Origin of the sequence: Streptomyces sp. NPDC048560 (genome assembly GCF_040650955.1) — a bacterium.
Taxonomy (GTDB): domain Bacteria; phylum Actinomycetota; class Actinomycetes; order Streptomycetales; family Streptomycetaceae; genus Streptomyces.
Map to the genome: position 1 here is coordinate 184,799 of NZ_JBEZIJ010000007.1, position 24,777 is coordinate 209,575.

The following is a 24,777-nucleotide window of genomic DNA, read 5'->3' on the forward strand; positions in this document are numbered from 1 at the left end:
ATCAGATGCTCAGTGCCCCGAAGCCACCGGTCGTGAAGTCATAGTTGACCGGTACTTCGATGAGGAAGGGGCGGCCGAGCTCGGCTCCCTTGCGCAGCGCGGCGAGCAGCTCCTCGCGCGAGGTCGCGCGGGTCGCGTCGACACCGTTCGCCTCGGCGAGGGCGACGAAGTCGACGCTGCCGAACTTGACCGCCGGGTCGTGGCTGCGGCGGTGGCCGAGGTTCTGGTAGAGCTCGATGAGACCGTTGGTGTCGTTGTTCACGACGACGGTGACGATCGGCAGGTTGAGACGGGCGATGGTCTCCAGGTCGGCGCTGTTGGAGTGGAAGCCGCCGTCACCCGCGATGAGGAAGGTGGGCTCGTCGGGACGGGCCATCTGGGCGCCGATGGCCGCCGGGATGCCGTAGCCGAAGCTGGAGCAGCCGGCCGAGGTGAGGAAGCCGAACGGCTGGTCCGCGCGGGCGAACAGCACCCCGTAGTGACGGAAGAAGCCGATGTCGGAGACGATCGTGCCGCGGCCCGCACCCGCGGTCTCGGCCATGACCTCGTTCATGGAGTCCATGACCTGGTGGACGCGCATGCCGTCCTCGTACTCGGTCGGGTCGGCGAGGAACTCCGCGATCCGCGCGCGCAGCGGGGCGATGTCGTGCCGGTTCTTCGCGGCGAGGTCCTTGGTGGCCGCGTCGACGTGCTCGACGAAGGCCAGGACGTCGGTGACGACGTCGATCGTGGGGCGGTACACCCGGGGGATCGGGTTCGGGGTGGGGGAGATGCGGACGGTCTTCTTCTCCTGGCCGCGCGCCCACATCGAGGGCCGCAGGTCCTCGGCGTAGTCGTAGCCGACGGTGAGGACGACGTCCACCGGGGCGAACAGCGTCTCCAGGGCCGGGAAGCCGAGGATGCCGTCCATGTAACCGGTGACGGCACCGTAGTTGAGCTCGTGCTCGTGCGGCAGGATGCCCTTGGCGATGTACGTCGTGATGACCGGGATGTTCAGCCGCTCGGCCAGGGCGCGGATGGCGTCCACGGCGCCGGAGCGGATGGCCGCGGCACCGACGGCCAGGACCGGGTGCTCGGCGCCGCGCAGCAGCTCGACGGCCTCGTCGGCGGCGGTCTTCCAGTCGGCGTCGACCATGCCGGTGGGCTTGGTCAGGGTGCGGACGGGCGGGTTGCCTTCGAGGGTGATGCCCTCGCTTGAGCCCAGCAGGTCGACCGGGAGGGAGATGAAGGAGGGGCCGACCGGCTCGGTCATGGCCGCCGACACCGCGGAGTCCACCAGGTCGGTGATCTCGCTCGGGCGCTCCAGCTCGACGGCGTACTTCGTCATCGGTTTGGCGATGGCGACCAGGTCGAGGCACTGGTGGGTGTCGTTGGGGAAGATGTCGTGGGACTCGGACTGGGCGGCGAGCGCGATGACCGGCGAGCGGTCCAGGATCGACGTGGCGATGCCCGTGGAGAGGTTCGTCATTCCAGGGCCGAGCGTGGCCCAGCACGCCTGGGGCCGGCCGCTGATACGGGCGAGCACGTCGGCGGCGACACCGGCGGTGAACTCGTGCCGGGTGAGTACGAACTCGATGCCCTCGACCTCGTCGAAGAGGATCGAGGCGGCCTCGCGGCCGACGACGCCGAAGACCTTGTCCACACCGTGCTCGTGAAGCCGGGTCAGCAGTGCGTGGGCAGCTGTCGGTTCGTTCTTGGGGCCGGTCGATACGCGGGACATGGCTCTCCTGGGCGTTCAGCGATGGGCAAGACCTGAGAACCGTGACGGTCGCCGCTCTTCGCCCGCTCTCTCCCGGATATCCGAGGAGGGGCCGGAGAGAGAGCGGAGACGGGTGGGAGTGACGCGCCCCGAACTCTGATGCGGAAGCCGGCCCCCCAGTGCCGGTCGGTCTCAATCAAAAAGGATGTCCACGGTGCCTTTTGAGCGAGTTTTGGCGTCTGTTCCCGTTCCGCCGGCGCAGTTTCCCTTCTCCCGTGCGGACCTGCGGCTTCTGGACACGGTGGCGGGATGCGGAGACCTCGCGGAGGTGGCACGGAGGCTCGGTCTGCGTCAGGGGTCGGTCGAGCGCAGGCTCGACCGGCTCGACAAGGACGTGGACCTGGCGCTGACCCGGCGCGGCTGTCACACCGCGCAGCTGACCGCGGCCGGTTCGCGGCTGCTGGTGGCCGGGCGGCGCTTCTTCAGGCAGGTCGACCTGGCGGTGCGTACGGAGATATTCGGCGGTGGACCCGAGGCCCTGGACCCCCCGGACGTCCTGTCGATCGCGTCCGCGGAACCGTTGCTGGAGGATGTGGTCGAGGACGCCTCGGCCACCCTTGGCGTGCTGTTGTCCATCAGCCGCGACAGCCCGCACGGGGCACTTCGGCAGCTGGCCGACTTCTCCGTGGACGCCGTGCACACCTGGGGGCTGGACGCTCCGGACGCGTCCGTCGAGCGGGCGGTACGGGTGTACGACGTGCTCGACGACGCCCTGTGGGTCACGCTGCCCTCCGGGCATCCGCTGGCCGACCGGGAATCGCTCGCGCTGGCCGATCTGGTGGACGAGAACTGGGTGAGCGAGGCGGGGCCGGGGTCGGAGGTGCTGGTCGAGCGGGTCTTCCACGCCGCGGGGCTGCCGAAGCCGGCACGGATCCAGGTGGCCGGGGCCTCGGTCGTCCGGGGCATGCTGCACCGGGGCGACGTCGTCGGCCTCGGCTCGCCCACGGGCCCGGTCCTGCACACCCCGAACCTGGTGCACCGGTCCGTCGTCGAGCGCCCCAGCCGTACCTGCACGCTGATCGTCGACCCGGCCGTGGTTCCGCAGGCGCTGGCCGGGCAGCTGGCAACCCTGCTCACGGCCCGCTACCTGGAACGGTTCGCCGAACACCGGCAGGACATGCTCCGCGACCCCTGGTGGGCGCAGTGGTACGGGGAGCAGCTGGACCGCCAGGACGCGGGCGCCGCCCCCGCCGCGCAGGTGCCGGCGGAGCCCTCCGCGTCCACGGATTCCGGGGCGGCGGAACCCGGTGCGGAGCCGGGCCGGCTCGACGTCGAGGATCTTCACCTGCTGCGTGCGGTCGCCCAGCACGGCAGCATCAACCGGGCCGCCGCGGTGCTCTCCATCAGCCAGTCCGCGCTGACCCGCCGGATCCACCGGCTGGAGTTCCGCCTGGGCGCAAGGCTGCTGCTGCGCAGTTCCCGGGGGACGTCGCTGACCAGCTCCACCCGGAAGTTCCTGCGCCAACTAGACGCGTACGAGCGGGAATTCCACGGGGCGGGCATCGCGGCCCGCCGGAGCACGGGCCGCCCGGCGCCGCAGCGCCGGTGGACGAAGGCCGGTTAGCGGGGGTACGGGACGGCCGGCCGGGGCGGAGTCATCCCCGCCCCGGCCGGCCGTCCCGGCCGCGGCGGGGATCAGTCCTCTGCTCCGAGCGCCACGTAGTCGTACATGCCGAAGGACCCCGTGACGAAGACGTTGCGGGCGTTCGGGTGCCGGTAGAGCAGCGAGCGCGGATAGAGGTACGGCACGATCACCGCGTGCTCCATCGTCAGCCGGTCGATGCGCTGCCAGATCTCGGCGCGCTCGACCGGGTCGGCGCAGGTGGCGCCCCGGTCCAGCAGGTCGTTGATCTCGGGGTCGTCGAGCTCACCCATGTTCTGGTTGCCGCGCTCCTTGATGGCCCGGCCGTCGACGATCTGCTGGAGGAAGCCGTAGCCGTCGGGGAAGTCGGCGCCCCAGCCGAACATGATGATCCCGATGCCGTGCTCGGCCAGATAGGACGGCGAGCCGCCGTAGACCTCGAAGTAGTCGCCCGACGGGAAGTCCAGCACCTCGGCCTCGATGCCGACGCGCGCCAGCCCCGCCGCGAGCGCCTCCGCGGCCCGGTACTCCTTGAGCCGGTCCTTGCGGGCGGCGATCTTCGTCCTGAAGCCGTCGGGCATCCCGGCCAGGGCGAGTTCGGCGCGGGCCGCCTCCAGGTCTCCGGTGCCGTCCTCGCCGACCGGGTAGCGGTCGAAGGGCTCGTACCCGTCGATGGTGGGCGGGAGGATCGTCGTCGCGATGTCGCCGCCGACCGAACCGCCGTACGCCTCCTGCATGGCCAGCTTGTCCGTGGCGAACTGCACGGCGCGGCGGCAGTGCACGTTGTCGAACGGCGCGATGTTGCTGGACAGGCAGTAGATCCACGTGAAGCCGGTCAGCGGGTTGTCGGCGTTGGCCCGCAGTTCCGGATCGGCCAGGATGCGCTCCTGGGCCAGCGGCTGGACGCCGAAGCCGGCCAGGTCGACGTGGGCCTCGCCGGAGATGAGCATCCGGTCGACCTCGTGCGGCTCCACCCCGAGCAGCACCTCGATCCGCGAGGCGCGCTGGTGGCGTACCGGGTCGGTGGCCTTGTCCCAGTACGGGTTGGGTTCCAGGACGGCCAGCTTGCCGCGGGTGTAGGAGGCCACCCGGTAGGGCCCGGTGGCGACCGGTCCCGCCGCGTAGCCCGCGCCGGTGTCCAGGTGGCGGGGGACCGGGGTGGTGCTGGGCATGGTCGCCAGCAGGTCCATGCCCGCGAAGGGCTCACGCAGCCGGAAGACCAGGGTGCGGTCGTCCGGGGTCTCCAGCGTCACGGGACCGTCGACGTCGGGCTCCCGCCAGGGGCCGCCGTACCCGGTGCCCAGCAGCTGACGGAAGTACGTCGGACCGACCCCGAGCACGTCGGTGCCGTAGTTGCTCCTGGCGATCGCGTACTTGACGTCACCGGACGTGACGGGGGAGCCGTCCTCATACGTCAGCCCCTCGCGCAGCCGGTACGTCCAGGTCCGCCCGTCGTCGGACGACTCGCCCAGGCTCTCGGCGAGGTCCGGCACGAGCCGCTGCCCCGCCTTGCCCGGCGCGGTGTCGAACGTGACCAGGGTCCGGCCGATGAGCCGCAGGAAGTTCCAGGTGTACGCGTAGTAGGTGTTCCCCGGGTCCAGGGAGTCGAAGTCGTCGGTGCGTACCAGCCGGAGCGTGCCCCCTCTCGCGGTGGTCGGCCGGACCACACCGTGCACTCCGGCGTCGAAGCCGCTGCCGGTCTCCGTCGGCTTGCTGGTCGTCATCTCCTGTAGCCCTCCCTCGCGTTGCACTGCCGCACACATCCTGTGCGCGGGGTCACTCGGAGCGGTGCGGCTGTCCGGCCCGCGCATAGCGGGTGGCGGGTCGGCATAGCGTGGGCACGCGACCGGATCAGGCCTGGTCCGTCGGCCGGATGAAGATCTCGTTGACGGTCGCGTGCTCCGGCGCCGTCACCGCGTACCGCACCGCCTCCGCGATGTCCGCGCTCTGCAGCTGGCGGATCTTCGTCACCCGCTCCTGGATCGCGGCCTTCGACGGAGCGTGCGTGATGTGGTCGCGCAGCTCCGTCTCCACGGTTCCGGGCTCGATCACCACGACCCGCACCCCGCGCTCGGTGACCTCCTGGCGCAGCCCCTCGCTGAAGCCGTTCACGGCGAACTTGCTGGCGTTGTACGCGGCGCTGCCGCGGCCCACCACGCGCGCGGCGACGGAGGAGATCTGCACGACCGTGCCCCGGCTGCGCAGCAGGTGCGGCAGCGCGGCGTGCGTCATGTACATCAGTCCGAGGACGTTGACGTCCATCATGCGCGTCCAGTCCGTGGTGTCGGCGCCCTCCACGGGTCCCAGCAGCATCAGGCCGGCGCTGTTCACGAGGATGTCGAGCGAGCCGAGCGTCTCCACGGTCGTGGCGACCGCGGCGTGCACGGCCTGCTCGTCGGCGACGTCGAGCGGGAGCACGAGCACGGTGGCGCCCTGGGCCTCCAGCTCCGCGCGAAGCGCCTCCAGCCGGTCCGTACGGCGGGCCGCTATCGCCACCTTCGCGCCCTCGGCGGCCAGGGTGCGTGCCGTGGCCTCACCGATACCGGAGCTTGCGCCGGTGACGAGGGCGACCTTTCCCTGCAGAATTCCTGACATGTGTCACTCCCACTGTTCGAGCCGGTGTGTTCCTTGAATTGCCTATGCGCCCGGGCGCGGAATCGGTGACGTTATCAGCACGGCCATCGTGCGTGAATACCCATTGCCATCACGGGTTATGTGCACTCCGTGCCGGTTATGCGCAGTGCGCCGGGGCAGGGGACGCCGGTCCGTCATATCGGGCAGATTGCGACAGCGATCCCACGTCGGCCTGACCTGTGTGTACTGATGGGCGGAACATGATGCGAGACGATGTAGCGGTCCAGGACGGGAAGGCGGCACCGTCCTACCCGATGCGCCGGGGCTGCCCGGTCGATCCCCCGCCGCAGCTCGCGGAGTTGAGGGCGGGTCCGGCGGCGAGCCGGGTGGCGCTGTGGGACGGCAGCGAGGTGTGGCTGGTGACCGCGCACGCCCACGTCCGCGCCGTGCTGGGGGACCGCAGGTTCACCGCCGTGACCAGCGCCCCCGGATTTCCCATGATGACGCCCACCTCGCAGCTGGTACGGGCCCAGCCGAAATCCGCCTCGTTCATCCGCATGGACGACCCTGACCATTCGCGGCTGCGGTCGATGCTCACGCGTGAATTCCTTCAGCGTCGGGCCGATGAAATGCGTCCGATGCTCCGGGAAATGCTGGACGACATTCTTTCGCAGGTGGTGTCGGAGCGAGGTGACGGAGAGGGTCCGGTCGATCTCGTCGCGAAACTGACGATTCCCGTGCCGTCCCGCGTCATCGCCGCGATGTTCGGTATACCCGCGGGCGAGCGTGCCCTGATGGAGGACCGGAGCGCCATCCTGATCGACCGGGGCTACACCCCCCAGCAGGTGGCCGCCGCCCGTGACGAACTCGACGCCTTCCTGCGCGAGCTCGTCGAGTCACGCATCCGCGAGCCAGGCGACGACCTGATCAGCCGGCTGGTCCTCGACCAGGTGCGCCAGGGCACGCTGGACATCGACGAGATGGTCCCCATGTGCCGGCTGCTGCTGGTCGCCGGGCACGGCACGACCACCAGCCAGGCAGGTCTCAGCCTGCTGAGCCTGGTCACGGACAAGGGCCTGGCCGCGTCCCTGCGCGAGGACCCGGAGCTGCTGCCCGCGGCCGTCGAGGAACTGCTGCGCTTCCACTCCATCGTGCAGAACGGTCTGGCCCGCGCGGCCACCCAGGACGTACAGCTCGGCGACGTACTCATCAAGGCCGGCGAGGGCGTCGTGCTGTCGCTGTCGGCGGGCAACCGGGACGAGCAGCTCTTCCCGTCCCCCGACACCCTGGACCCGCACCGGGACGCCCGCCGGCACCTCGCGTTCGGCCACGGCATCCACCAGTGCCTCGGCCAGTGGCTGGCCAAGGCCGAGATCGAGGAGATGCTCGCCGCCGTGCTGCGCTGGATGCCCGACGTGCGCCTCGCCGTACCCTTCGAGGACCTCGACTTCCGTCACGAGGTGTCGAGTTACGGTCTCGGCAGCCTCCCGGTGACCTGGTGAGTGACCCGGACGGGCTGACCGTCACCGTCGACGTAACGGCCTGCTGCGCCATGGGCCGGTGCGCGGCCACGGAGCCCGATATCTTCGGCCAGGACCCCGACACCGGCACCGTGGTGCTGCTCGACCCCACCCCGCCGCCCGCGCTCCACGAAGGAGCCCGGCTGTGCGCGGACCTGTGTCCGTGCGGCGCCATCACGGTCACCGAGAACTGACCGGACAAGGAGCGAAGATGACCGACGTCCCTGGTACCACCACGTCCGTCCGGACCACGGCCGAGGAGGAACTCGCCGAGGACAGCTCTCCGCTGGCCGGTCCCTGCCGCTGGGCGATGGGCCTGCTGACGGCGCCGGACCTCCCCTCGGAAGAGGACCTGGCGCCCTCCCTGGTGCCCGGCTTCCTCGACAAGTACCCGCAGGGGTTCACCGCGACCCTGGAGGAGTGGCGCAAGCTCGGCCCGTTCACCGTGAAGACCTACCAGCCGGTGGCGCACAAGGGCTGGCTGGTACTCACCGACCCGTCCGGCCGGGACTTCTCCCTCACCGTGATCATCGACTCGACCGGTCTCGTCCGCATCCTGCACCTCCAGCCCGACATATTCGTCCCCGAGATACGCGACTGGTCCGACCTCGACGAGGCCCTGCGCATCGAGGGCGTCACCTCCTCGGTGCTGGCCGTCCGCATCGAGGAGGGCCGGCACACGGTGCTCCACGAGAGGGACGCCCACCGGGCGCTCCCCACCGGTTCGGCGTACAAGCTCTATCTGATGCGGGCCGTCGTCCACGCCGTCGAGAACGGCGAGCTCGACTGGGACGACGAGGTGGTCACCCGTCCCGGGCTGCGCAGTCTGCCCACCGGCGACATGCAGGAACTGCCGGACGGTACGCGGGTCCCGGTCCGCGAGACCGCGCACAAGATGATCGCGATGAGTGACAACACGGCCGCGGACCTCCTCGCCGACAAGGTGGGGCGCGAGGCCGTCGAGCGGGCCGTGGTGGCGTCCGGCCATCACAACCCCTCCCTGCTGCGGCCCTTCCTCTCCAGCCGCGAGGTCTTCGAGATCGGCTGGGGCGCGCCGGGGCTCCGCCGCGCCTGGGCCGAGGGCGACGAGAAGGCGCGCAGGGAACTGCTGCGCCAGGTCGCCGGACCCCTCACCGTGCGCGGCTCCGACCTCGGCGAGACGGTCCACCAGCTGGGCCTGGACTGGCACATGAGCGCGTACGACGTGTTCCGCGTACTCGAGGCGCTCGTACAGGACGGCACGCGGGACGCGAGCGGGACGGTCGACGCGATCCTGACCGCCTACCCAGGCATCCTCGTCGACCCCGCGAAATGGTCCAAGGCCGTCTTCAAGGGCGGTTCCTGCCCCGGCGTGATGATGTTCTGCTGGCTCCTGGAGGACCGGGAGGGCACCCCGCACGTCCTCGTGCTGCAACAGGCCGCCGACGAGCAGAAGCTCATCGGTGACGGGCAGTTGCTGCGCAGGCTGGGTGCGAAGGTCATCGAGTCCGGGCTCCTGGAAGGCGAGAGGGATACCACTCAGTGAGCACCCGGGACCGGCTGCTCGCCGTCCTCGTCGCGGTGCTGTGGGGGCTGAACTTCCTCGCCGTGCGCGTGGGGCTCGACCACTTCCCGCCGTTCTTCCTCGCGGCGCTGCGCTTCCTGGTCCTCGCTGTGCCCGTGGTCCTGTTCGTGCCACGGCCCCAGGTGCCGCTGCGCTGGCTGCTGGGGTACGGGTTCGGCTTCGGCGCCATGCAGTTCGGGCTGCTCTTCCTCGCCATCGACAACGGGATGCCCTCGGGCCAGGCTTCCGTGGTGGTGCAGGCGGCGGCCCCGCTGACCGTGCTGCTCGGCGCGCTCCTGCTCCACGAGCGGCTGTCGTGGCAGCAGCTGGCCGGGATGGCGGCGGCGGTGCTGGGGCTGGCGGTGATCGCCGTGGACCGCGCCAGGACCGCGGCCCTGCTGCCGCTCGTCCTGACTCTGCTGGCGGCGCTCGGCTGGGCGTTCGGCAACCTCGCCAGCCGGCAGGCGAGGCCCGGTCATCCGCTGCGCTTCGCGCTGTGGATGTCCGTGGTGCCGCCCCTGCCGCTGCTCGCGCTGTCCGCCGTCATGGAGGGCCCTGGCACCGGCTGGCGGGCCTTCGGCGGCGCGTTCGACGCGGAGGGCTGGCCCGGTCTGGTGGCCCTGCTCTACATCGCGCTTGCGGGATCCGTCGTGGGCTCGGGCATCTGGACGACGCTGCTGAAGCGGTACGAGGCGGGGACCGTGGCCCCCTACTCGATGCTCGTCCCGGTCGTCGGTATCGCGGTGGCCTGGCCGGCGCTCGACGAACAGCCGAGCGCCCTGTCCCTGGTGGGGGCCGCGATCGTGGTCCTCGGCGTGCTCGCCGGAATGGGGACCGGCCTGCCGGGGCGTCCCCACGGGAAGGGCCCCGGTCCCGCCCCCGGAGGGGAGCGGGGGCCGGAGCCCGGGACGGTCGTGCCTCAGTCGGACGAACCGGCCCCGAAGGTCCAGGACACCCAGCGGTCCTGAGGCAGGAAGCCCATCGCGCGGTTGACGGCGATCATCGAGTGGTTGTCCTCGGCGTTCGCCGTCTCCAGCAGCCGCACGGCGGGCTCCTGCCGCAGCACGTTCTCCAGGTTGGAGAGCTTCAGGAGCAGCCCCAGCCCGTGGCCGCGGTGGGCCCGGTGGACGACCGTCATGCCCTGGAGCGCGTACTCGGGGTTGCCGGTGGTCTTGGAGACGCTGGTGTAGCCGGCCAGCGTTCCGCTCGCCTCGTGGACGACGCCCGTGTGGTACGCCCTCCTGCCCCGGCCCACCCGCATGGTCTCGAAGGCGCGGGCGTAGCTCGTCTCGACCTCCTGGTCGGGGTCCGGCTCCGCCCCGGTGTCACCGAGCGACTGCTCCAGCAGCGAGACCGGCACCGCGTAGGCGTCGGGGGTGACCGTGCCCCAGCGGACCAGGCCGTACCCCTGCGGCAGCGCGGGTACGCCGTCGGCCAGCGGGTCGTGGCGGCGCAGATCGAGCCACTGGTGCAGCCCGGACGGGCCCTCCGCCCGGACCCCGCCGAGCGCGGCGACGAACGCCCTCGGCGCGGGGTCGCGCGCCGGACCGCCCTCCAGCGGCTCGACGGTCATCCCGGCGAGGGTGGTGCGACCGTGCTCGGCGGCCAGTTCACGGGCCTTGCCGAACAGGGCGCGGCCCATGCCTCGGCGGCGCAGCTTGGGGTGGACCAGGAGCTGGTCCACCCGGGCCACCGGTGCGCCGTTCGGCAGAGCGATCCGCAGCGCGCCCGCCACCTGCCCGTCGTACAGGGCGACCCAGTCCTCCAGCGCGGTGGCGGGCGGCGCGAACCGGAGCGAGCCGATCATGTCGACGGAGCAGGGCGGCGCTGCACCCGGGACGTCGTCGGCCTCCGCCATCAACTGGAGCCACTGGCCCGCCGTGTCGTCGTCGTCCGCGCTCAGCGGGATGAAGCGGAGCTCCGGTGTGCTGTCGGTCATGAAGTGGTCTCCCGGTCGAGGCGGTCGGCGGTGGGGTCGAGGCCCATGGCCTGGATGTCGTACAGCCCGAAGGCGGGCTGTACGTAGACGTTGGTGACCCAGGGGTTGCGGAACGACAGGGTCTTGTCGTGGACCAGCGGGAGGATCACGGCGTGTTCCATGACCAGTCTCTCGACCACCCGCCACAGCCGGGTGCGTTCGGCCGGATCGGTCGTGTGCAGGCTCCGGTCGATCAGTTCGTTGATCTCAGGGGCGTCCAGCTCGGCGATGTTCCAGTTGCCGCCGTTCCGCTTGATCTGCCGGCCGTCGACGAGCGGGGCCAGGAACCCGTACTCGGTCGGGAAGTCCGCGCCCCAGTCCGTGACGACGAGTCCGAGGTTGTGCTTTCGGATGGTCTCCGGCGAGCCGGCGCCCAGGCTGAAGTAGCTGGCCACGTCCAGTTCCTTGACCGTCAGCCGGATGCCGACCCTGGCCACCGACTCGACGACCGCGTCGGCCACCAGCCGGAACTTCCCGCGCTGGGTGCCGATCACCGCGTCGAAGCCGTCCGGCAGTCCGGCGGCCGCCAGCTCCTCCCGCGCCCTGTCGAGATCGCCCCGCAGGTCCGGCCCGGCCGGATAGCGGTCCAGCCCCTGGTGGGCGGGGAGCCGGGGCGGGAACAGCGCGGGGGTCAGGTCGCCGCCGGTGACGGGGCCTCCCCGGGCCTCCTGGAGGAGCAGCCGGTCCGCCGCGTAGTGCACCGCCCTGCGCACGTGCACGTTGTCGAACGGCGGGATGTGCGGCTGGAGGGACACGAAGTGCAGGAAGCTCGTGCGGGGGTTGTCCGTGTGCGTGCGCAGGACCTCGTCCGCCGTGACCCGCTGCTGCGCCGCGTGCTGGAGTCCGCGTCCTTCGAGGTTGATGTCGAAGGTCCCGTCGATCAGCCGGGCGTCCAGGTCGTCGAGACCCACCCCGATGGTCAGCTCCACGCGGTCGGGAAGCGCGGGCCGTACGGGGTCGGTGGCCCGGTCCCAGTACGGGTTGCGCTCCAGGTGCAGATACGCGCCCGGCCGGTGCTCCTCGATCCGGTAGGGGCCGCTGCACCGCGGGTCCTCCCCGTACCGCGCACCGGTGTCGGCGTGCCGGGGGACGGGGGACACGCAGGGCTGGGCCATCAGGTGGTCGAAGTCGGCGAACGGACTGCGCAGCCGGAAGACGATGGTCCGTTCGTCGGGCGTCTCCACGGACTCCAGGGGCGCGTCGCTGCGGTACGGCCCCGGGTAGGGCCGCGCCGGATCGTCCAGGAGCGGCACCAGATACGTCGGGCCGCCCGGGAGCACGTCCTGCGCGAAGATCCGCTGCACGGCGTACCGCAGGTCGTCCGAGGTGATGGGGGAGCCGTCGTCGAACCGCAGGTTCTCGCGCAGCCGGTACGTCCACGTCCTGGCCCCGTCGCTCGCCTGCCCGGGGCTCTCGGCCAGGTCCGGGACGGGGACGAGCCCGGCGGGCCCGGGGTCCGTGGGGTAGGCCATCAGCGTCCGGTTGAGCATCCGCTGCAGCAGCCACACCCACACGTAGTACGTACGGGCCGGGTCGAGGGAGTCCACGTCCGCCGACGAGACCAGGCGCAGCGTTCCGCCGCGCCGGTCCGAGGGGTTGACCATCGCTCCGACGGCGGCGTCCCAGCCGGCGCCGCGCACCGTCGCGGTCGGGTGTTCGGTACGTGCACTCATCGGGGCGCGGTCCTCCGGTCTCGGTCCGTACGGGGAAGGCGCAGCAGGTACGAGCGTTCCTCGCTGGCCTGGCAGCCGCGCGCCAGCTTCGCCTCGACGCTGCCGATCCCGGCGTGCAGCACGGAGACCCCGGCGGCGGCCGCGGCTTCGAGCACCCGGTAGTAGAGGACGTCGTAGTAGAGCGGCAGCTTGCCCTGTGCCTCGTAGTCGAAGCCGGCGCGGTGGCCGAACCAGTGCTCCTCGCCGCGCGCCCTGGAGCGCAGGACCATGCCGAAGCCGATGATGGTGCCGTTCTGCCGGGCCACGGAGACCATGACGTCGTCGCCCATCACGTCGGCGATCCACGACAGCAGCCCGGCGGAGTGCTCGGGGCTTGCCGGATTGCCGTACTTCTTCAGGAGGTTGGAGTCCAGCTCGCCCAGACGCGGCACCAGCTCCTGCGTCAGCGGTTCGACGGTGACCTCCACCCCGGCCTCGGCCAGCGCCCGGCGCTCCAGGCGCACCCGGCGGCGGCGGTGCTTGCTCATCCCGGCGAGGAACTCGTCCCAGCCGCCCGCCGGAATGGGCAGCCAGGCGTAGTGCGCGGAGGTGTGCGAGCGGTAGCCGCGGTTCTCCAGCAGCTCGACGAGCGAGATGTCGCGGACGTCCACGTGCGGGAAGCAGACCGAGGCCGCCTTCCGCTCCTCGGCGAGGCCCTCGGCGTGATCGAGGAGCGCCACGAGGTCCTCGGGCCGGGCGCCCGGGGTGGTGAGCGTCCGGGTGCGGCCCAGGTGCCGGCCCCCGCACACGAGCGAGGGCAGCAGTGACGAGGCGTCGCCCCCGGCGACCTCGGCGAGGATGCCCGCCGCGTGCGGGACGTCCTCGTCCGCGGCCCGGGACAGCATCGCGTCGGGCCGGGCGAGGAGCCAGGGCACGGAGTCGGTCGCCCACGCCGCGACGAGGCCGGCGACGGGCGCCCCGTCGCGGTGCTGCACGAGGAAGTCCATCGTGGTGCCGGAGTTGCGCTCCTGCACCGCGAGCCAGCGGGGCGTCTGGAAGAAGTCCTCCACGCCCGCGAGGTCGTTCCACCCCATGCCCGCCAGCGCGGCGGCGTCCGGGGCCGCCACTACCCCGTCCCGGCTCTGCACGTCGTGCGGGAGGCTCACGCCTGCTCCTCCTCGACGACGAAGTCGAGGTAGGCGGCGGCCTTGTCGGCCAGCGCCTGCGCTTCGAGCCGGTCGGGGCCGTTGCAGTAGGTGAAGCCGACGCAGGAGGAGTTGTCCATGCGCTGGAGCAGTGCGTCGCCCTTCTCCACGTGCAGCAGCACCTGGACGCCCGGCACCGCCTCGGCGGCCTCCACCCCGTCGACCCGCTTGAGCGTCCCGCGCTTCGCCGGGTAGATCATGCGGACGGCGGCGCCACCGGAATGCACGACGGGCTCGATCGCCGGGGTCGCGCCGATGGTCAGCAGCCAGGCGTCCAGGATGGGGCTGCGCCCCGTGACGTCGGTGACCAGCATGGTCATGCAGCTGGACGGCGTACGGGGGTTGGCCTCGATGATCCGCCAGCCCGACTCGGTGTGCCGCACCTCGGTGTGGCACGGACCGTGCCGGTATCCGATGGCTTCCAGGGTCTTGCGGACGACGGAGTACAGCTCGTCGCGCGACTCGTCGGAGAGCGGTACGGGGAAGGTGTGCCCGCACTCGATGTACGCGGGGTCGCCGAACAGGTCCTTCGACGTGACGCCGAAGACATGGGTGTGGCCGTCCACCGTCATCGTCTCGACGCTGACCTCGACGCCCTCGACGTACGTCTCCAGCAGGACGTCCCCGGAGCGCTGCTGGCCGCGCAGGCTCTTGCGTATTCCGGAGAGCTCGGTCCAGGCCTCGGTGAGCTGGGCCATGTCGTCGACCCGGCGCACGCCGTAACTGATGGCCTCGGCCGGGGGCTTGGCGATCATCGGGAAGCCGAGCTTCCGTACCGCCGCCTCCAGCTGATCGCTGGAGCTGACCAGCATGTGCGGGATGTTGAACGGTACGTCGCCGAGCGCGACCCGCAGCCGGTCCTTGACGTTGGCGGTCTCGACCGCCTCCGGGTCGGGCCCCGGCAGTCCGAGCCGCCGTGCCGCCTGTGCGGCGATCACGGTGTGGTAGTCGGAGAACGAGGTGATCCCGTCCACCAGGGGTGTGCCGTCCGCACCGGTCACCGAGGCGAGGACCGCGTCCAGCTCGGTGGTGTCCACGTCGATCACCCGGTCGACGACCTGGGCGAGCGGGTGGGTGTCCCAGTCGTGGCCGTGGGTGTACCAGGAGCGGTCACCGGTCAGCAGCCACACCTCGAGTCCGTGCTCGCGCGCCTGGCGCAGGCCGAGGACGAAGGGATGGTTCTGCATGTGCTCGACGATGGCGATCCGCTTGTCCGCGAACTGCGCGTAGTCAGCCAGGGGTGTTGTCATCGAACCGCCTCCATGCGTCGGCCGTCGCTCACAGCGTGGGTATGGCGACCAGTTCAGTGGGAGGCGGTGGCCGGGGCCATGGAGAGGCGAGGTGTGCGCATAGGCCGTCGGCGAAGCGCATAGGCGGCGGAGACGATCGATTCTCGGTCAAGTTCCCGGGAGGAGCGGGGGACAAGAGGGAGCGAATCCGGCGGAGGGAACGGTGGGGGAAATGCCCGTGGCCGGAACCTTTCAGCTATGAGAGGACGGAAAGAGAACCCGCGTATACCGTTCGAGCATGGCTCGACAGAACGATATCTACGGTCCTGCCCCGCACGGAAAGCGGCGGTCCACCGGAAGCCGTGTGCTGGTGGCCCTGTTGGTGCTGGCGGCGGTGTCAGGCGTCGGTTACTGGGGATACACCGCACTGGCCGGTGACGAGGGCGAGGACGATCCGGAAGTCACCGCCGCCGCGGCCCAGCTGGAGAAGTTCATCGGCGCCTGGGAATCGGGCGACGCGAAGGCGGCGGCCTCCTTCACGGACACCCCGTCGAATGCGGAATCGCTCATCTCATCCGTCACGAAGAATCTGGAACCGTCCAGGACGGAGATCACTCCCGGTGACGGGGAGAAGAAGACTTCCGGCGACGTTCAATTCCCGTTCAACGTCTCGATGAAGATTCCGGGCGCCGCGGACTACACGTGGGACTCCCGGGCCAGGGTCCTGAAGAAGGACGGCGCCTGGCTGGTCGAGTTCAACACCCCCATGATCCATCCCAAGATGGTCGCCGGGCAGACGCTGGCCCTCCAGTCCCAGGAGCGCGCCTCCGTCCTCGACGCGAACGGGGACGAGCTGCGGGCCTCGTCCGTGGTCGGCGCGGTCGATCCGAAGACCGGCAAGGGAATCTCAGGACTTGAGGCGCGTTACGACAAGCAGCTCTCCGGTGGGGCGGGTGGCGCGAAGTCGGTGGTGGTGGTCGACCGCAATTCCGGCCAGGTGGTGAAGCGGCTCACGAAGGAATCCGGAACGAAGCGGGAACCGGTCAGGACGACCATCGATCCGAAGATCCAGGAGGCGGCGGCCGACGCACTGGAGGATGTGTCGAAGAATGCCGCCATTGTCGCGATCGACCCTTCCACCGGCAACATCCTCGCGGCCGCCAACAAACCGGGCGGACAGAACCGTGCGCTGAGCGGTCAGTATCCTCCGGGTTCCACATTCAAAGTCGTCACGGCGGCCGCACTGCTGAAGCAGGGTATGCGCCCCGATGACGTGGTGGAATGCCCGAAGTTCGCCTACGTGGACGGTCAGCGGTTCGAGAACCAGGACCAGTTCGTACTTCCCGGCGGATCGACCTTCCGGGACTCCTTCGCCCACTCGTGCAATACCTTCTTCGTCAATTCGGCCGGAAAGCTGAAGGAGTCCTCGCTGAACGAGACCTCGCGGGCCTTCGGTATCGGCGGCTCGTGGGACGTCGGCGTCACGACGTACGACGGAAGCGTGCCGGTGGCCGACGGTGTCAACGACAAGGCGGCCTCCACCATCGGACAGGCCAGGGTGCTGGCCTCGCCGCTGGTGATGGCCTCGCTCGCGGCGACCGTGAAGGCGGGGGAGTTCAAGCAGCCGGTGCTGGTGCCGGACGCGGTGAAGAAGAAGTACGAGGCCACCGCCGCGCTCGATCCGGGGGTGACGTCGGCACTCCGGGAGATGATGCGGGCGACGGTCACCCAGGGGGCGGGCAAGGCGCTCCAGGGCATCGCCGGGGAACCGCACGCCAAGACCGGTACGGCGGAGTTCGGCGACGACACCCCGCTGCGCACCCACGCCTGGATGATCGGCTACCAGGGCCAGGGGGACATCGCCTGGTCGGTCCTGCTGGAGGACGGCGGATCCGGCGGCTCGGACGCGGGCCCGGTCGCGGCGAAGTTCCTGGCGAATCTGGGCTGACGGGCGGCCCCGGGCCCGGGCCGCCCGCTCACCGCAACGCCCCGGTGATGTCCAGCGCCACCATCGGCTGCGGCGAGAGCACCCGGCTCGCCCTCACCGCACGCCCGGCCGCGGCCGTGTCCAGCGCGGTGACGGCGGTCTCCGTCGGCTCCGCCCACAGGCTGCTCGTCGCGCCGGCCCGCAGGTCCGAGACCATGTCGTCGTGGTGGCTGGGCACGATCAGCGGGGGATCGCCGAGCACGTCGAGCAGCCGGTCCAGGTAGCGGTGGATCCCGGAGTGCGCGGTCATGCTGATCACCGCGACGTCCGGGCGCAGCCCCTCCAGCTCCCGGGCGACGTAGTTGCTGGCGCCGGAGAGCAGCACGGAGGGTCCGCCGTCGAAGGTGACCAGGTACATCAGCGTCCCGCCCTCGGGCAGTTCGCCGAGGGTCGTGGGCCGCTTCGTCAGAGGGGCGGTGAGGACGTCCGGGGCGAAGTAGCCGTGATCGGCGCCCTGGCTGTGGAGGCTGGGGATGACCTGCACGGTGTAGCCGTCGAACTGGAGGTACTCGCCGCCCCGCACGGGGATCATGTCGGCGGCCCGGTCCGCGGGAGTCCCGAGCGCGGTCAGCAGATGACGCGAGGTCAGGTCGCACAGGGTGCGGATGCGGTGCTTGCGCCACTGCGGGTACGCCAGCAGTTCGGGTACGTCGGCGATGTGGTCGAAGTGCCCGTGGCTGACGAGGATCAGCTCGGGAGGCCCCACGAGCTGTTCACCGGCGACCCGCGCCACGGCGGCCCCGTCCACGCGCAGGGGCAGCCGCGGATCGAGTGCTCCGTCCTCACCCTGGTAGGGCATACGGCTGAGGTAGGGGTCGAAGAGCAGACTGCGGCCGCCGAACGCGAGCTCCCAGCCGGCCACTCCGAGCCAGCGCATACTCAGCCGGGTGGAGACGATGTCGCGATCCGGCCGCGGTGGCGCCGAAACCGGCCTCACCGGGGCGGCCCCGGCCGTCAGGAGGCCGGCGCTGCCGACCGCCAGCATCCTCTGGAGCACCGATCGCCGCATCCGCAGCATGAATGAACCCTCCGCCGTCTCCGTCTGTCACCAGGTGTGATCAGGAGGGTACAGACGGTGTGGGGCGGGTCGGTGGCTTTAGGCCATGGGCCGGTGCCGTGTCCGGCACCGAGCCGCCCCGCGGCCCGGTGGGGGCGGCGGGGCGGCTCGGCGCCCGGCGGTCGTGCGGGTCAGGTCGTGTACTCGGAGTTGAGGCGTACGTATCCGGGGGTGAGGTCGCACCCGTACACCGTGAACTCGCCCTCCCCGATGCCGAGTCCGATGCTGATCAGCACCTCGTCGCCGCGCAGGTGGTCGGTGATCTGCTTGCGCACCAGGGTGTCGTCCTCGGCGCTGCCCGCCGGGTAGACGTCGGTGCCGCCGAAGCCGATGGACACCTTCTCGGGCACGATGTCGGTGTCGTCCTGGCACTTGCCGATCGCCATGGCGACCCGGCCCCAGTTGGGGTCGCTGCCGTGCACGGCCGTCTTGACGAGCGGGGAGTTGACCACGGTCTTGCCGACCCGCTTGGCCTGCGCGGTGTCGCGCGCGCCGGTGACCCGGATCTCGATGAGCTTGCCCGCGCCCTCGCCGTCCTTGGCGATCATCCGCACCAGGGCCAGCGCCACCTCGTGCAGCGCCTCCTCGAACGCGGCCTCGTCCACGGGACCCGCGAGGCCGTTGGCGAACACGGCGGCGGTGTCGCTTGTGGAGGTGTCGGTGTCGATCGACACCGCGTTGAAGGTGACGTCCATGACGCGGCGGAAGATCCGGTCCAGGACGGGCTGCGGCAGTTCGGCGTCGGTGGCGAAGAACGTGAGCAGGGTGGCCATGTCCGGCTCCAGCATCCCCACCCCCTTCGCGATCCCGGTGACCGTGGCGTCACCGCAGCGTGCCGTGACGATCTTGGAGTGGGTGTCGGTCGTCATGATGGCTTCGGCGGCCCGCTCCAGGCCGCGGTCCTCCGGCGGCCAGCTGAGCGAGTCGAGGTGGGTGCGGATGTCGTCCATCGGGTACTGCTTGCCGATCACGCCGGTCGAGGCGATCAGCAGCTGGTCCTCCGGCAGTCCGGCGATCTCTGCCGTCCTGCGCCGGACCTCCCGCGCGTTGCGGTCACCTTCGGTGCCGGTGGCCACGTTGGCGTTCCGGGCCATGACGACCACGCCGCGTGCCGCGTCGAGCCTGGTCTCGTCACGGCACAGCACCACGCTGGGCCCGGCGAACCGCGACTTGGTGAACACCGCCGCGGAGACGGCGGGCACGGTGGAGATCAGGACGGTGAAGTCGTCGCGGCCGTCGTCGGCGAGTCCGGCCGGAGCCGTGTGGACCAGAAAGCCCTGGGGTGTGGTCACTGCTGGTGTCCCATTTCTCTTCATGAGGTGTCGAGCCCGTTCCCTCACATCTTCTACGCGGAGAGGGCCGAACGCAGGGGCAGCGCGGCGGATTTCGGCGTCCGGGAGAAGGGGGACGTGCTCGTCGGGAAGAACTCGTCCTGGTGCAGGACCGCCTGGAGCGCGTCCTTGAGCTTGACGCCCGGGCTGATGCCGATCTGCTCGCGGAGCATCTCCTTGGCCCGGTGGAAGACCTGGATGGCGTCGGCGGGACGCCCGGCGCCGTAGTACGCCTTCATCAGCCAGACGTAGAGGTCCTCGCGCAGCGGGTCGTGGTCCAGGAGCTCGGTCAGCTGGCCGATCGCCTCCTCGTACCGCTGCATCTCGATGTCGATCTGGGTGCGCAGTTCGACGGCCGCGGCGCGCTCCCGGTCCAGGCCCTCGGCCTGGAGGCGGAGCCGTCCGGAGGCGACGTCGGCCAGGGCGGTGCCCTTCCACATCGAGAGGCTGGCGTCGAGTTTCACGACGGCGGCGTCGTACTCGCCGCGTGCGCAGAGGGCACGTACGTCCCGGAGCGCCTCGCGGAAGAGGAAGAGGTCGATGCGCTCGACGGGGACGTGGAGTTGGTAGCCGAGGTTGTTGGAGGTGAGGACGTCCTTCGGGAGGCCCGCTTCCCGCAGAGCCGCCCGTATCTTCCAGGCCGAGGTCTGGAGCTGACCCGAGACGGTGCGCGGCGGCTCACTGTCCCAGGAGTCCTGGATGATCGCTTCCTTCGTGACGAACTGCCCTGGCCTGAGGGCGAGCGAGGTCAGGAACCGGAGCTGCCTTTGACCCTGGATCAGGATGGGTACGCTCGCGTTCAGCAAGGTCACAGGCCCGAGGAGCTGGACCGTCAGTCGCTGTACGGCGCTCATGAAGCTTCCCCTTCGCGATGATCATTTCGATCGAGTTCACTTGGTTCGACTGCTGTAGATGTGAGCGGGCCCCCGTCCAACATGAGTTGACGATCAAGCGGCGATGCTACCCGCGTGGATTGGAGTCGTCAACGACAGTGGATACCCCCCGGCTTGGACGTCAACATGAGTCGAGAGTACGGTGATCCGCACGAAAGGCGGTGCGACTTTGAACAGCACGGACGAACCGGAGAACGCTCTCGCCGACAAGCTGAACCACCTGTTCACGAACGTGGTTCCCGCCGGCCGGCCCCCGTACAGCTCGGAGGAGGTGGCGCGCGCCATCACCGCCGACGGCACGCCCATCTCCGGCAGTTACATCTGGCTGCTGCGCAAGGGGCAGCGTGACAACCCCACGCTGCGCCATCTCGAAGGGCTGGCCAAGTTCTTCGACGTGCCGCCGGCCTACTTCTTCGACGACCAGGTGACCGCGGCCGTGGACACCGATCTCGAACTGCTCACCGCCCTGCGCGATGTGCGGGTGCAGAAGCTCGCCCTCAGGACGGCCGGGCTCTCGCCCGAGAGCATCAATTCGATCTCCGAAGTCATCGAGCGCGTCCGTGAGCTGGAGGGTCTCTCGAAAGAACAGCCTCCGAACGACGATTGACCTACGGGTTTACGGCGGCTGAATCGGAATAGGCCGAACTCCAGCGAGCAGCGGATAAGGGAATCCGCTCCGTGCATAATGTGCCCCCTTGCGGAGGGCCTCCTTCCCGTGGCCTGAAGTTGCCTAGACCACCTGTGGGCACACGTGTTTGGATCTTTGGGGAGCGTAGGTGGGACCCGCCACCGCAGCGTTCCGTGTCGGTTTTGATCGACCCAAGGGGGGCTGGAGGGCACGTGGAACTTCGGCATGTGTGTACGAGGAAATCCCGGCGATCCCGGATTCCGGTACCGGCTCACGCCGCCATCGCGACATCACGCGTTTTCGGCACGGACGGGTCGAGGTGATCTCCATGAGATGGCCTGTTCCGTTCGGGCGTCGATGGAAGAACAGCCGCGACGAGCGCGACGAGCGCTGCGAGCGGCGGGTGCGGGCCCTGGGCCTCCCCGTCGACGCCACACTGACGATCGAACAGCTCTGCCGGCACGTCGGCCGGATGCGCGGCCGCCCGGTGCAGCTGCTCTCCCTGGAGCTCCCCCTGGGCAGCCCGCACGGGCTCTGGGTCTCCACCGAGAGCCGTGAGTACGTCGTCTTCGAGAGACGGCTCGCCCCCGTCCATCAGCGCCAGGTCATCCTGCACGAGATCGGTCACATCGTCTGCGATCACGCCGCCTCGCCCGCGCTGGCCGCGGAGGACGCTGGGCTGCTGCTCCCGTCACTCAGCCCTGACCTGGTCAGACGTGTGCTGGGGCGGGAACACGGGCAGTCCGATGAGGAGATCGAGGCTGAGCTCGTCGGCTCCCTCCTCGGCGGCCGCATCGGCGCCTGGACCGCCGGCCCCGACTGGCCGGTGGCACCGGAAGCCCGGAAGCTCGCCGCCCGGCTGGCGGAACTGGAGCCCCCGGCCGTGCTGGGCAAGGGATGAGCGCCGGTCCGAATCTGGTCTGTGCCGTGCTCGCCCTCGTCGCCTTCGTCGAGAAGGTCAGGGTCCTGCGGGCCGGCTACTCGGCGGTCCGGCTCGCCCTGGCCGAGAGCTACTTCCTGCTCGCCGTGATCGGTCTCGTCTCCGTGCCCGTCGTGTGGGCGGAGACGGGCCGCGCCGTCGGCACCGAGAACTTCTCCGGACTCGTGATTCACACCTGCGTCATTCTCGTGACGGTCTGTCAGCAGCTCGTTCTGCTCAGGCTTTCCCACGAGAGGGTCACGGCCTACCGAAAGGCGGTCTTCCCGCTTATCGGTCTCGGTGTGACGCTGACGGCCATGACGGCGCTGTTCTTCGCCGTCCCCGTACGGCCGGCGACGCCCTTCGGCTTCGGCGAGCAGGCGGCGGCCCAGAACCCGGTATATCTGACGTTCTACCTCATCGCCTTCACGGTGGGTCAGATCAATATCGGCATCACATGCCGACGACATGCGCATATTCCCCCGTCGGTCTGGCTGCGCAGGGGACTCGGCCTTATCGCGATGACGCTGCCGCTGAGCCTCGTCTATGTCTCCTGCGTGGCGATCGGCATATTCGCGGAACGTATGGGTATGTCGGCCGCACCGTGGCAGCCGCTGGCGCACGTCTCCCTGTTCATGGTCGGGATCATGCAGGCCGTGGGCTGGGTCCTGCCCGACATCGGCAAGCGCGTCGCCGCCGTGCGGCAGTGGGCCGGACACCGCCATGCCTTCCGTGTCCTGAAGCCGCTGCACCGTTCGGTGACCGCGCGGGCACCCGAGCTGGTCATCCCCATGAAGTGCAGTGCGGGCCTGAACGCCCGGCTGTACCGGGTGATGATCGAGATCCGCGACGCCCAGTGGGCGCTGCGGCCCTGGATGGACCCGGCGCTCGCCGACGCGCTGCGGCGCATCGGCGCGGAGGCCGGACTGTCCGGTGAGGAGCTGGCCGCCGCCGTCGAAGCGGCGCAGATGCGTGCGGCGATCGAGGCCAGGGACCTCGGTGTCACGCCCCCGGAGCCGGTGGAGACCCCACTGTCGGCGGAGCCCGGCGATCTCGCGGCCGAGCTGGTGTTCCAGTGCCGGCTGGCGCGGGCCTTCGCGTCCCCGCTGGTGGACGTGGCCCGCCTTGACGACGTGCGGGTGCGGACATAGCGTCGCCGGGCTACTGAGCATGTGCTGAGGAAGGTCGCCCGTGCCGCACACCGAATCGCCCGCAACCGCCCACGACCCGGAGGCCACGGCCCGTATCGCGGAGGGCCTGACCGCACCCGGAGCGCCCTTCGCCGTCGTCCGGAGCGAGGAGGGCACGCTCGTGTACGAGGGCGGGCCCCGTACGCTCCGCGAGTTCGTGGAGACGACCTGGGCCCTCGGTGACCGGCCCTTCCTGATCGCCGGGGAGCGTAGCTACTCCTACGCGGAGTTCTTCGCCGCCGCCTCGTCCCTGGCCCATCGCCTCACCGGCACCTACGGACTGCGGCCGGGCGACCGCGCCGTCGTCGCGATGCGCAACCACCCGGAATGGCAGATCGCGTTCTGGGCGACGCAGCTGGCCGGACTCGTCTCCGTACCCCTCAACGCCTGGTGGACCGAGGACGAGTTCACGTACGCCCTCGACGACTGCGCGCCGGGTGTGCTGCTCGTCGACGGGGAGCGGCTGCCCGCGGTTGCCGCCTGGCGGGCGCGCAACCGGGTCCCCACGGTCGTCTTCCACTCCGAGGGCGGCCGGTGCCCGGAGGATGAGGGGATCGAGCGGTACGAGGACCTGCCCGCCCCGGACCCGCTCGCCGCACCGCCCCAGGTGGAGATCCGCCCCGAGGACGACGCCACGATCATCTACACCTCCGGCACCACCGGGCGGCCCAAGGGGGCCGTGGCCACCCAGCTCGCCCAGATCGGCGCGGCCGTCAACCCGCGCTTCCACGCGGCGGTCTCCGCGCTGGGCCGTGGCCTCTTCCCCGGCCAGGGCCCCGCGCCCGTCCAGCTGATGACCTTCCCCCTCTTCCACGTCGCCGCGTTCACCAGCTTCTACGCGACCATGGCCGCGGGCGGCACCGTCGTCCTGATGCGCAAGTGGGACGCCGACGAGGCGCTCCGGCTCATCGGCCGGCACGGGGTCACGCACTACGCGGGTGTCCCGGCCACCGCGCTCCAGCTGCTCGACGCCGCCGAGCGGGCGGACGACGCACTGGAGAGCCTGCGGATGCTGAACACCGGGGGAGCCGCGGCCCCGCCCGACCTGGTCGCCCGGCTCACCGCACGGCACGGCGAGCGCATCGAGCCCCGCAACGGCTACGGGCTGACCGAGACCAGCGGCGGGGTGACGGCCAACTTCGGTGCCGACTACCGGAGCCATCCCGGCAGTGTCGGGCGGCCGACACCGGTCACCGAGGTGCGGATCGCAGGCCCGTCGGGCGAGGTGCTGCCCGACGGGGAGGCCGGTGAGCTGTGGCTGCGCGGCCAGTCGGTCATCCGCGGCTACTGGCGGGACGAGGCGGCCACCGCCGCGGCCTTCACCGACGGCTGGTTCCGCACGGGTGACCTCGCGGTGCTGCGCGAGGGCCGCGTCAGCATCGTCGACCGGATCAAGGACATGGTGATCCGCGGTGGCGAGAACGTGTACTGCGTCGAGGTGGAGGCCGCCCTGCACGACCACCCCGAGGTCGAGGACGCCGCCGTACTCGGCGTTCCGCACCCTGTGCTGGGGGAGGAGGTCGCGGCCGTGGTCCGGCTGCGACCGGGCGCGGGGGTGACGGCGGAGGGCTTGCGCGCGCACGTCGGCCGGAGCCTCGCCGCGTTCAAGGTCCCCGCCCACATCCTGGTGGGCGAGGAGCCGCTGCCCCGGAACGCGACCGGGAAGATCCTCAAGCGCGAACTGCGCGGCACGGTCCGGGACCAGGTGCGGAGAGACTGACCGGGAGCCG

Annotated in this window: 20 protein-coding genes; 10 read left to right on the plus strand and 10 right to left on the minus strand. The window is 70.6% G+C overall.

Annotation, left to right across the window (positions count from 1 at the left end):
- Position 1: 1 nt before the first annotated feature.
- Entirely contained in the window at positions 2-1,720 is a 1,719-nt protein-coding gene (locus AB0C82_RS20080; protein WP_362843618.1) for a thiamine pyrophosphate-binding protein, read from the minus strand.
- A 184-nt stretch (positions 1,721-1,904) separates the two neighbouring features.
- Between AB0C82_RS20080 and AB0C82_RS20085 the strand changes: the two genes are divergently transcribed.
- Positions 1,905-3,323, plus strand: a complete 1,419-nt coding sequence (locus tag AB0C82_RS20085; RefSeq protein ID WP_362843621.1) for a LysR family transcriptional regulator — start codon at positions 1,905-1,907, stop codon at positions 3,321-3,323.
- 71 nt (positions 3,324-3,394) lie between these two features.
- Here AB0C82_RS20085 and AB0C82_RS20090 read toward each other — a convergent pair whose 3' ends face one another.
- Positions 3,395-5,065: an ABC transporter substrate-binding protein gene (locus AB0C82_RS20090; protein ID WP_362843624.1), complete on the minus strand. Its 1,671-nt coding sequence runs from the start codon at positions 5,063-5,065 to the stop codon at positions 3,395-3,397.
- Positions 5,066-5,192: 127 nt separating this feature from the next.
- On the minus strand, positions 5,193-5,936 hold the full coding sequence (locus AB0C82_RS20095) for an SDR family oxidoreductase (protein ID WP_362843627.1): 744 nt from the start codon (positions 5,934-5,936) through the stop codon (positions 5,193-5,195).
- A gap of 242 nt (positions 5,937-6,178) precedes the next feature.
- Between AB0C82_RS20095 and AB0C82_RS20100 the strand changes: the two genes are divergently transcribed.
- The 4 genes from AB0C82_RS20100 to AB0C82_RS20115 are packed head-to-tail and all read left to right on the plus strand — an operon-like array spanning position 6,179 to position 9,946.
- Positions 6,179-7,417: a cytochrome P450 gene (locus AB0C82_RS20100; protein WP_362843630.1), complete on the plus strand. Its 1,239-nt coding sequence runs from the start codon at positions 6,179-6,181 to the stop codon at positions 7,415-7,417.
- Positions 7,418-7,431: 14 nt separating this feature from the next.
- A complete protein-coding gene (locus AB0C82_RS20105) occupies positions 7,432-7,629 on the plus strand; it encodes a ferredoxin (protein ID WP_362844212.1) in 198 nt (65 codons plus the stop codon).
- Positions 7,630-7,646: 17 nt separating this feature from the next.
- Positions 7,647-8,960, plus strand: a complete 1,314-nt coding sequence (locus AB0C82_RS20110; RefSeq protein WP_362843633.1) for a serine hydrolase — start codon at positions 7,647-7,649, stop codon at positions 8,958-8,960.
- Positions 8,957-9,946 (plus strand): EamA family transporter, encoded by a 990-nt coding sequence (locus AB0C82_RS20115; protein ID WP_362843636.1) that lies wholly within the window; start codon positions 8,957-8,959, stop codon positions 9,944-9,946. Before AB0C82_RS20110 ends, AB0C82_RS20115 begins: the two co-directional genes overlap by 4 nt.
- On the opposite strand, the gene AB0C82_RS20120 is transcribed toward AB0C82_RS20115, so the two are convergent.
- From AB0C82_RS20120 to AB0C82_RS20135, 4 genes are read right to left on the minus strand one after another with little or no spacing between them, the layout of a single operon-like run.
- The gene (locus AB0C82_RS20120; RefSeq protein ID WP_362843639.1) at positions 9,898-10,917 is read right to left on the minus strand and encodes a GNAT family N-acetyltransferase; all 1,020 of its coding nucleotides are present in this window, start codon (positions 10,915-10,917) and stop codon (positions 9,898-9,900) included. The two genes, AB0C82_RS20115 and AB0C82_RS20120, sit on opposite strands and share 49 nt — an antisense overlap.
- Positions 10,914-12,629 (minus strand): ABC transporter substrate-binding protein, encoded by a 1,716-nt coding sequence (locus AB0C82_RS20125; RefSeq protein WP_362843641.1) that lies wholly within the window; start codon positions 12,627-12,629, stop codon positions 10,914-10,916. Before AB0C82_RS20125 ends, AB0C82_RS20120 begins: the two co-directional genes overlap by 4 nt.
- A complete protein-coding gene (locus tag AB0C82_RS20130; protein WP_362843644.1) occupies positions 12,626-13,774 on the minus strand; it encodes a GNAT family N-acetyltransferase in 1,149 nt (382 codons plus the stop codon). Before AB0C82_RS20130 ends, AB0C82_RS20125 begins: the two co-directional genes overlap by 4 nt.
- Positions 13,771-15,063: an ATP-grasp domain-containing protein gene (locus AB0C82_RS20135; RefSeq protein WP_362843646.1), complete on the minus strand. Its 1,293-nt coding sequence runs from the start codon at positions 15,061-15,063 to the stop codon at positions 13,771-13,773. The genes AB0C82_RS20130 and AB0C82_RS20135 overlap by 4 nt, the downstream gene beginning before the upstream one ends.
- A 277-nt stretch (positions 15,064-15,340) precedes the next feature.
- On the opposite strand from AB0C82_RS20135, the gene AB0C82_RS20140 reads away from it, so the two are divergent.
- Positions 15,341-16,990, plus strand: a complete 1,650-nt coding sequence (locus tag AB0C82_RS20140) for a penicillin-binding transpeptidase domain-containing protein (protein WP_362843649.1) — start codon at positions 15,341-15,343, stop codon at positions 16,988-16,990.
- Between the two features lie 28 nt (positions 16,991-17,018).
- On the opposite strand, the gene AB0C82_RS20145 is transcribed toward AB0C82_RS20140, so the two are convergent.
- The 3 genes from AB0C82_RS20145 to AB0C82_RS20155 form a co-directional block, all read right to left on the minus strand.
- Positions 17,019-18,047, minus strand: a complete 1,029-nt coding sequence (locus AB0C82_RS20145) for an MBL fold metallo-hydrolase (RefSeq protein ID WP_362843652.1) — start codon at positions 18,045-18,047, stop codon at positions 17,019-17,021.
- Between the two features lie 170 nt (positions 18,048-18,217).
- Positions 18,218-19,402 carry a bifunctional glutamate N-acetyltransferase/amino-acid acetyltransferase ArgJ gene (gene argJ / locus AB0C82_RS20150; RefSeq protein WP_362843654.1) on the minus strand — a complete coding sequence of 395 codons (1,185 nt, stop codon included), beginning with the start codon at positions 19,400-19,402 and terminating at the stop codon, positions 18,218-18,220.
- A gap of 29 nt (positions 19,403-19,431) precedes the next feature.
- Positions 19,432-20,271, minus strand: a complete 840-nt coding sequence (locus tag AB0C82_RS20155) for a BTAD domain-containing putative transcriptional regulator (protein WP_362843657.1) — start codon at positions 20,269-20,271, stop codon at positions 19,432-19,434.
- A gap of 208 nt (positions 20,272-20,479) precedes the next feature.
- Between AB0C82_RS20155 and AB0C82_RS20160 the strand changes: the two genes are divergently transcribed.
- From AB0C82_RS20160 to AB0C82_RS20175, 4 genes are all read left to right on the plus strand, one after another.
- A complete protein-coding gene (locus AB0C82_RS20160) occupies positions 20,480-20,917 on the plus strand; it encodes a helix-turn-helix domain-containing protein (protein ID WP_362843660.1) in 438 nt (145 codons plus the stop codon).
- Between the two features lie 349 nt (positions 20,918-21,266).
- Positions 21,267-21,839, plus strand: a complete 573-nt coding sequence (locus tag AB0C82_RS20165; RefSeq protein WP_362843663.1) for an ImmA/IrrE family metallo-endopeptidase — start codon at positions 21,267-21,269, stop codon at positions 21,837-21,839.
- Complete coding sequence (locus tag AB0C82_RS20170; protein ID WP_362843666.1) at positions 21,836-23,008, plus strand: MAB_1171c family putative transporter; 1,173 nt, start codon at positions 21,836-21,838, stop codon at positions 23,006-23,008. The genes AB0C82_RS20165 and AB0C82_RS20170 overlap by 4 nt, the downstream gene beginning before the upstream one ends.
- A 94-nt stretch (positions 23,009-23,102) precedes the next feature.
- On the plus strand, positions 23,103-24,767 hold the full coding sequence (locus AB0C82_RS20175; RefSeq protein ID WP_362844215.1) for a class I adenylate-forming enzyme family protein: 1,665 nt from the start codon (positions 23,103-23,105) through the stop codon (positions 24,765-24,767).
- Positions 24,768-24,777: the final 10 nt, after the last annotated feature.

Coding starts and splice junctions, on each gene's coding strand:
- AB0C82_RS20080 (WP_362843618.1), bottom strand. CDS start 1,720: ATGTCCCGCGTATCGACCGGCCCCAAGAACGAACCGACAGCTGCCCAC.
- AB0C82_RS20085 (WP_362843621.1), top strand. CDS start 1,905: ATGTCCACGGTGCCTTTTGAGCGAGTTTTGGCGTCTGTTCCCGTTCCG.
- AB0C82_RS20090 (WP_362843624.1), bottom strand. CDS start 5,065: ATGACGACCAGCAAGCCGACGGAGACCGGCAGCGGCTTCGACGCCGGA.
- AB0C82_RS20095 (WP_362843627.1), bottom strand. CDS start 5,936: ATGTCAGGAATTCTGCAGGGAAAGGTCGCCCTCGTCACCGGCGCAAGC.
- AB0C82_RS20100 (WP_362843630.1), top strand. CDS start 6,179: ATGCGAGACGATGTAGCGGTCCAGGACGGGAAGGCGGCACCGTCCTAC.
- AB0C82_RS20110 (WP_362843633.1), top strand. CDS start 7,647: ATGACCGACGTCCCTGGTACCACCACGTCCGTCCGGACCACGGCCGAG.
- AB0C82_RS20120 (WP_362843639.1), bottom strand. CDS start 10,917: ATGACCGACAGCACACCGGAGCTCCGCTTCATCCCGCTGAGCGCGGAC.
- AB0C82_RS20125 (WP_362843641.1), bottom strand. CDS start 12,629: ATGAGTGCACGTACCGAACACCCGACCGCGACGGTGCGCGGCGCCGGC.
- AB0C82_RS20135 (WP_362843646.1), bottom strand. CDS start 15,063: ATGACAACACCCCTGGCTGACTACGCGCAGTTCGCGGACAAGCGGATC.
- AB0C82_RS20140 (WP_362843649.1), top strand. CDS start 15,341: ATGGCTCGACAGAACGATATCTACGGTCCTGCCCCGCACGGAAAGCGG.
- AB0C82_RS20145 (WP_362843652.1), bottom strand. CDS start 18,047: ATGCTGCGGATGCGGCGATCGGTGCTCCAGAGGATGCTGGCGGTCGGC.
- argJ (WP_362843654.1), bottom strand. CDS start 19,402: ATGAAGAGAAATGGGACACCAGCAGTGACCACACCCCAGGGCTTTCTG.
- AB0C82_RS20155 (WP_362843657.1), bottom strand. CDS start 20,271: ATGAGCGCCGTACAGCGACTGACGGTCCAGCTCCTCGGGCCTGTGACC.
- AB0C82_RS20165 (WP_362843663.1), top strand. CDS start 21,267: ATGAGATGGCCTGTTCCGTTCGGGCGTCGATGGAAGAACAGCCGCGAC.
- AB0C82_RS20170 (WP_362843666.1), top strand. CDS start 21,836: ATGAGCGCCGGTCCGAATCTGGTCTGTGCCGTGCTCGCCCTCGTCGCC.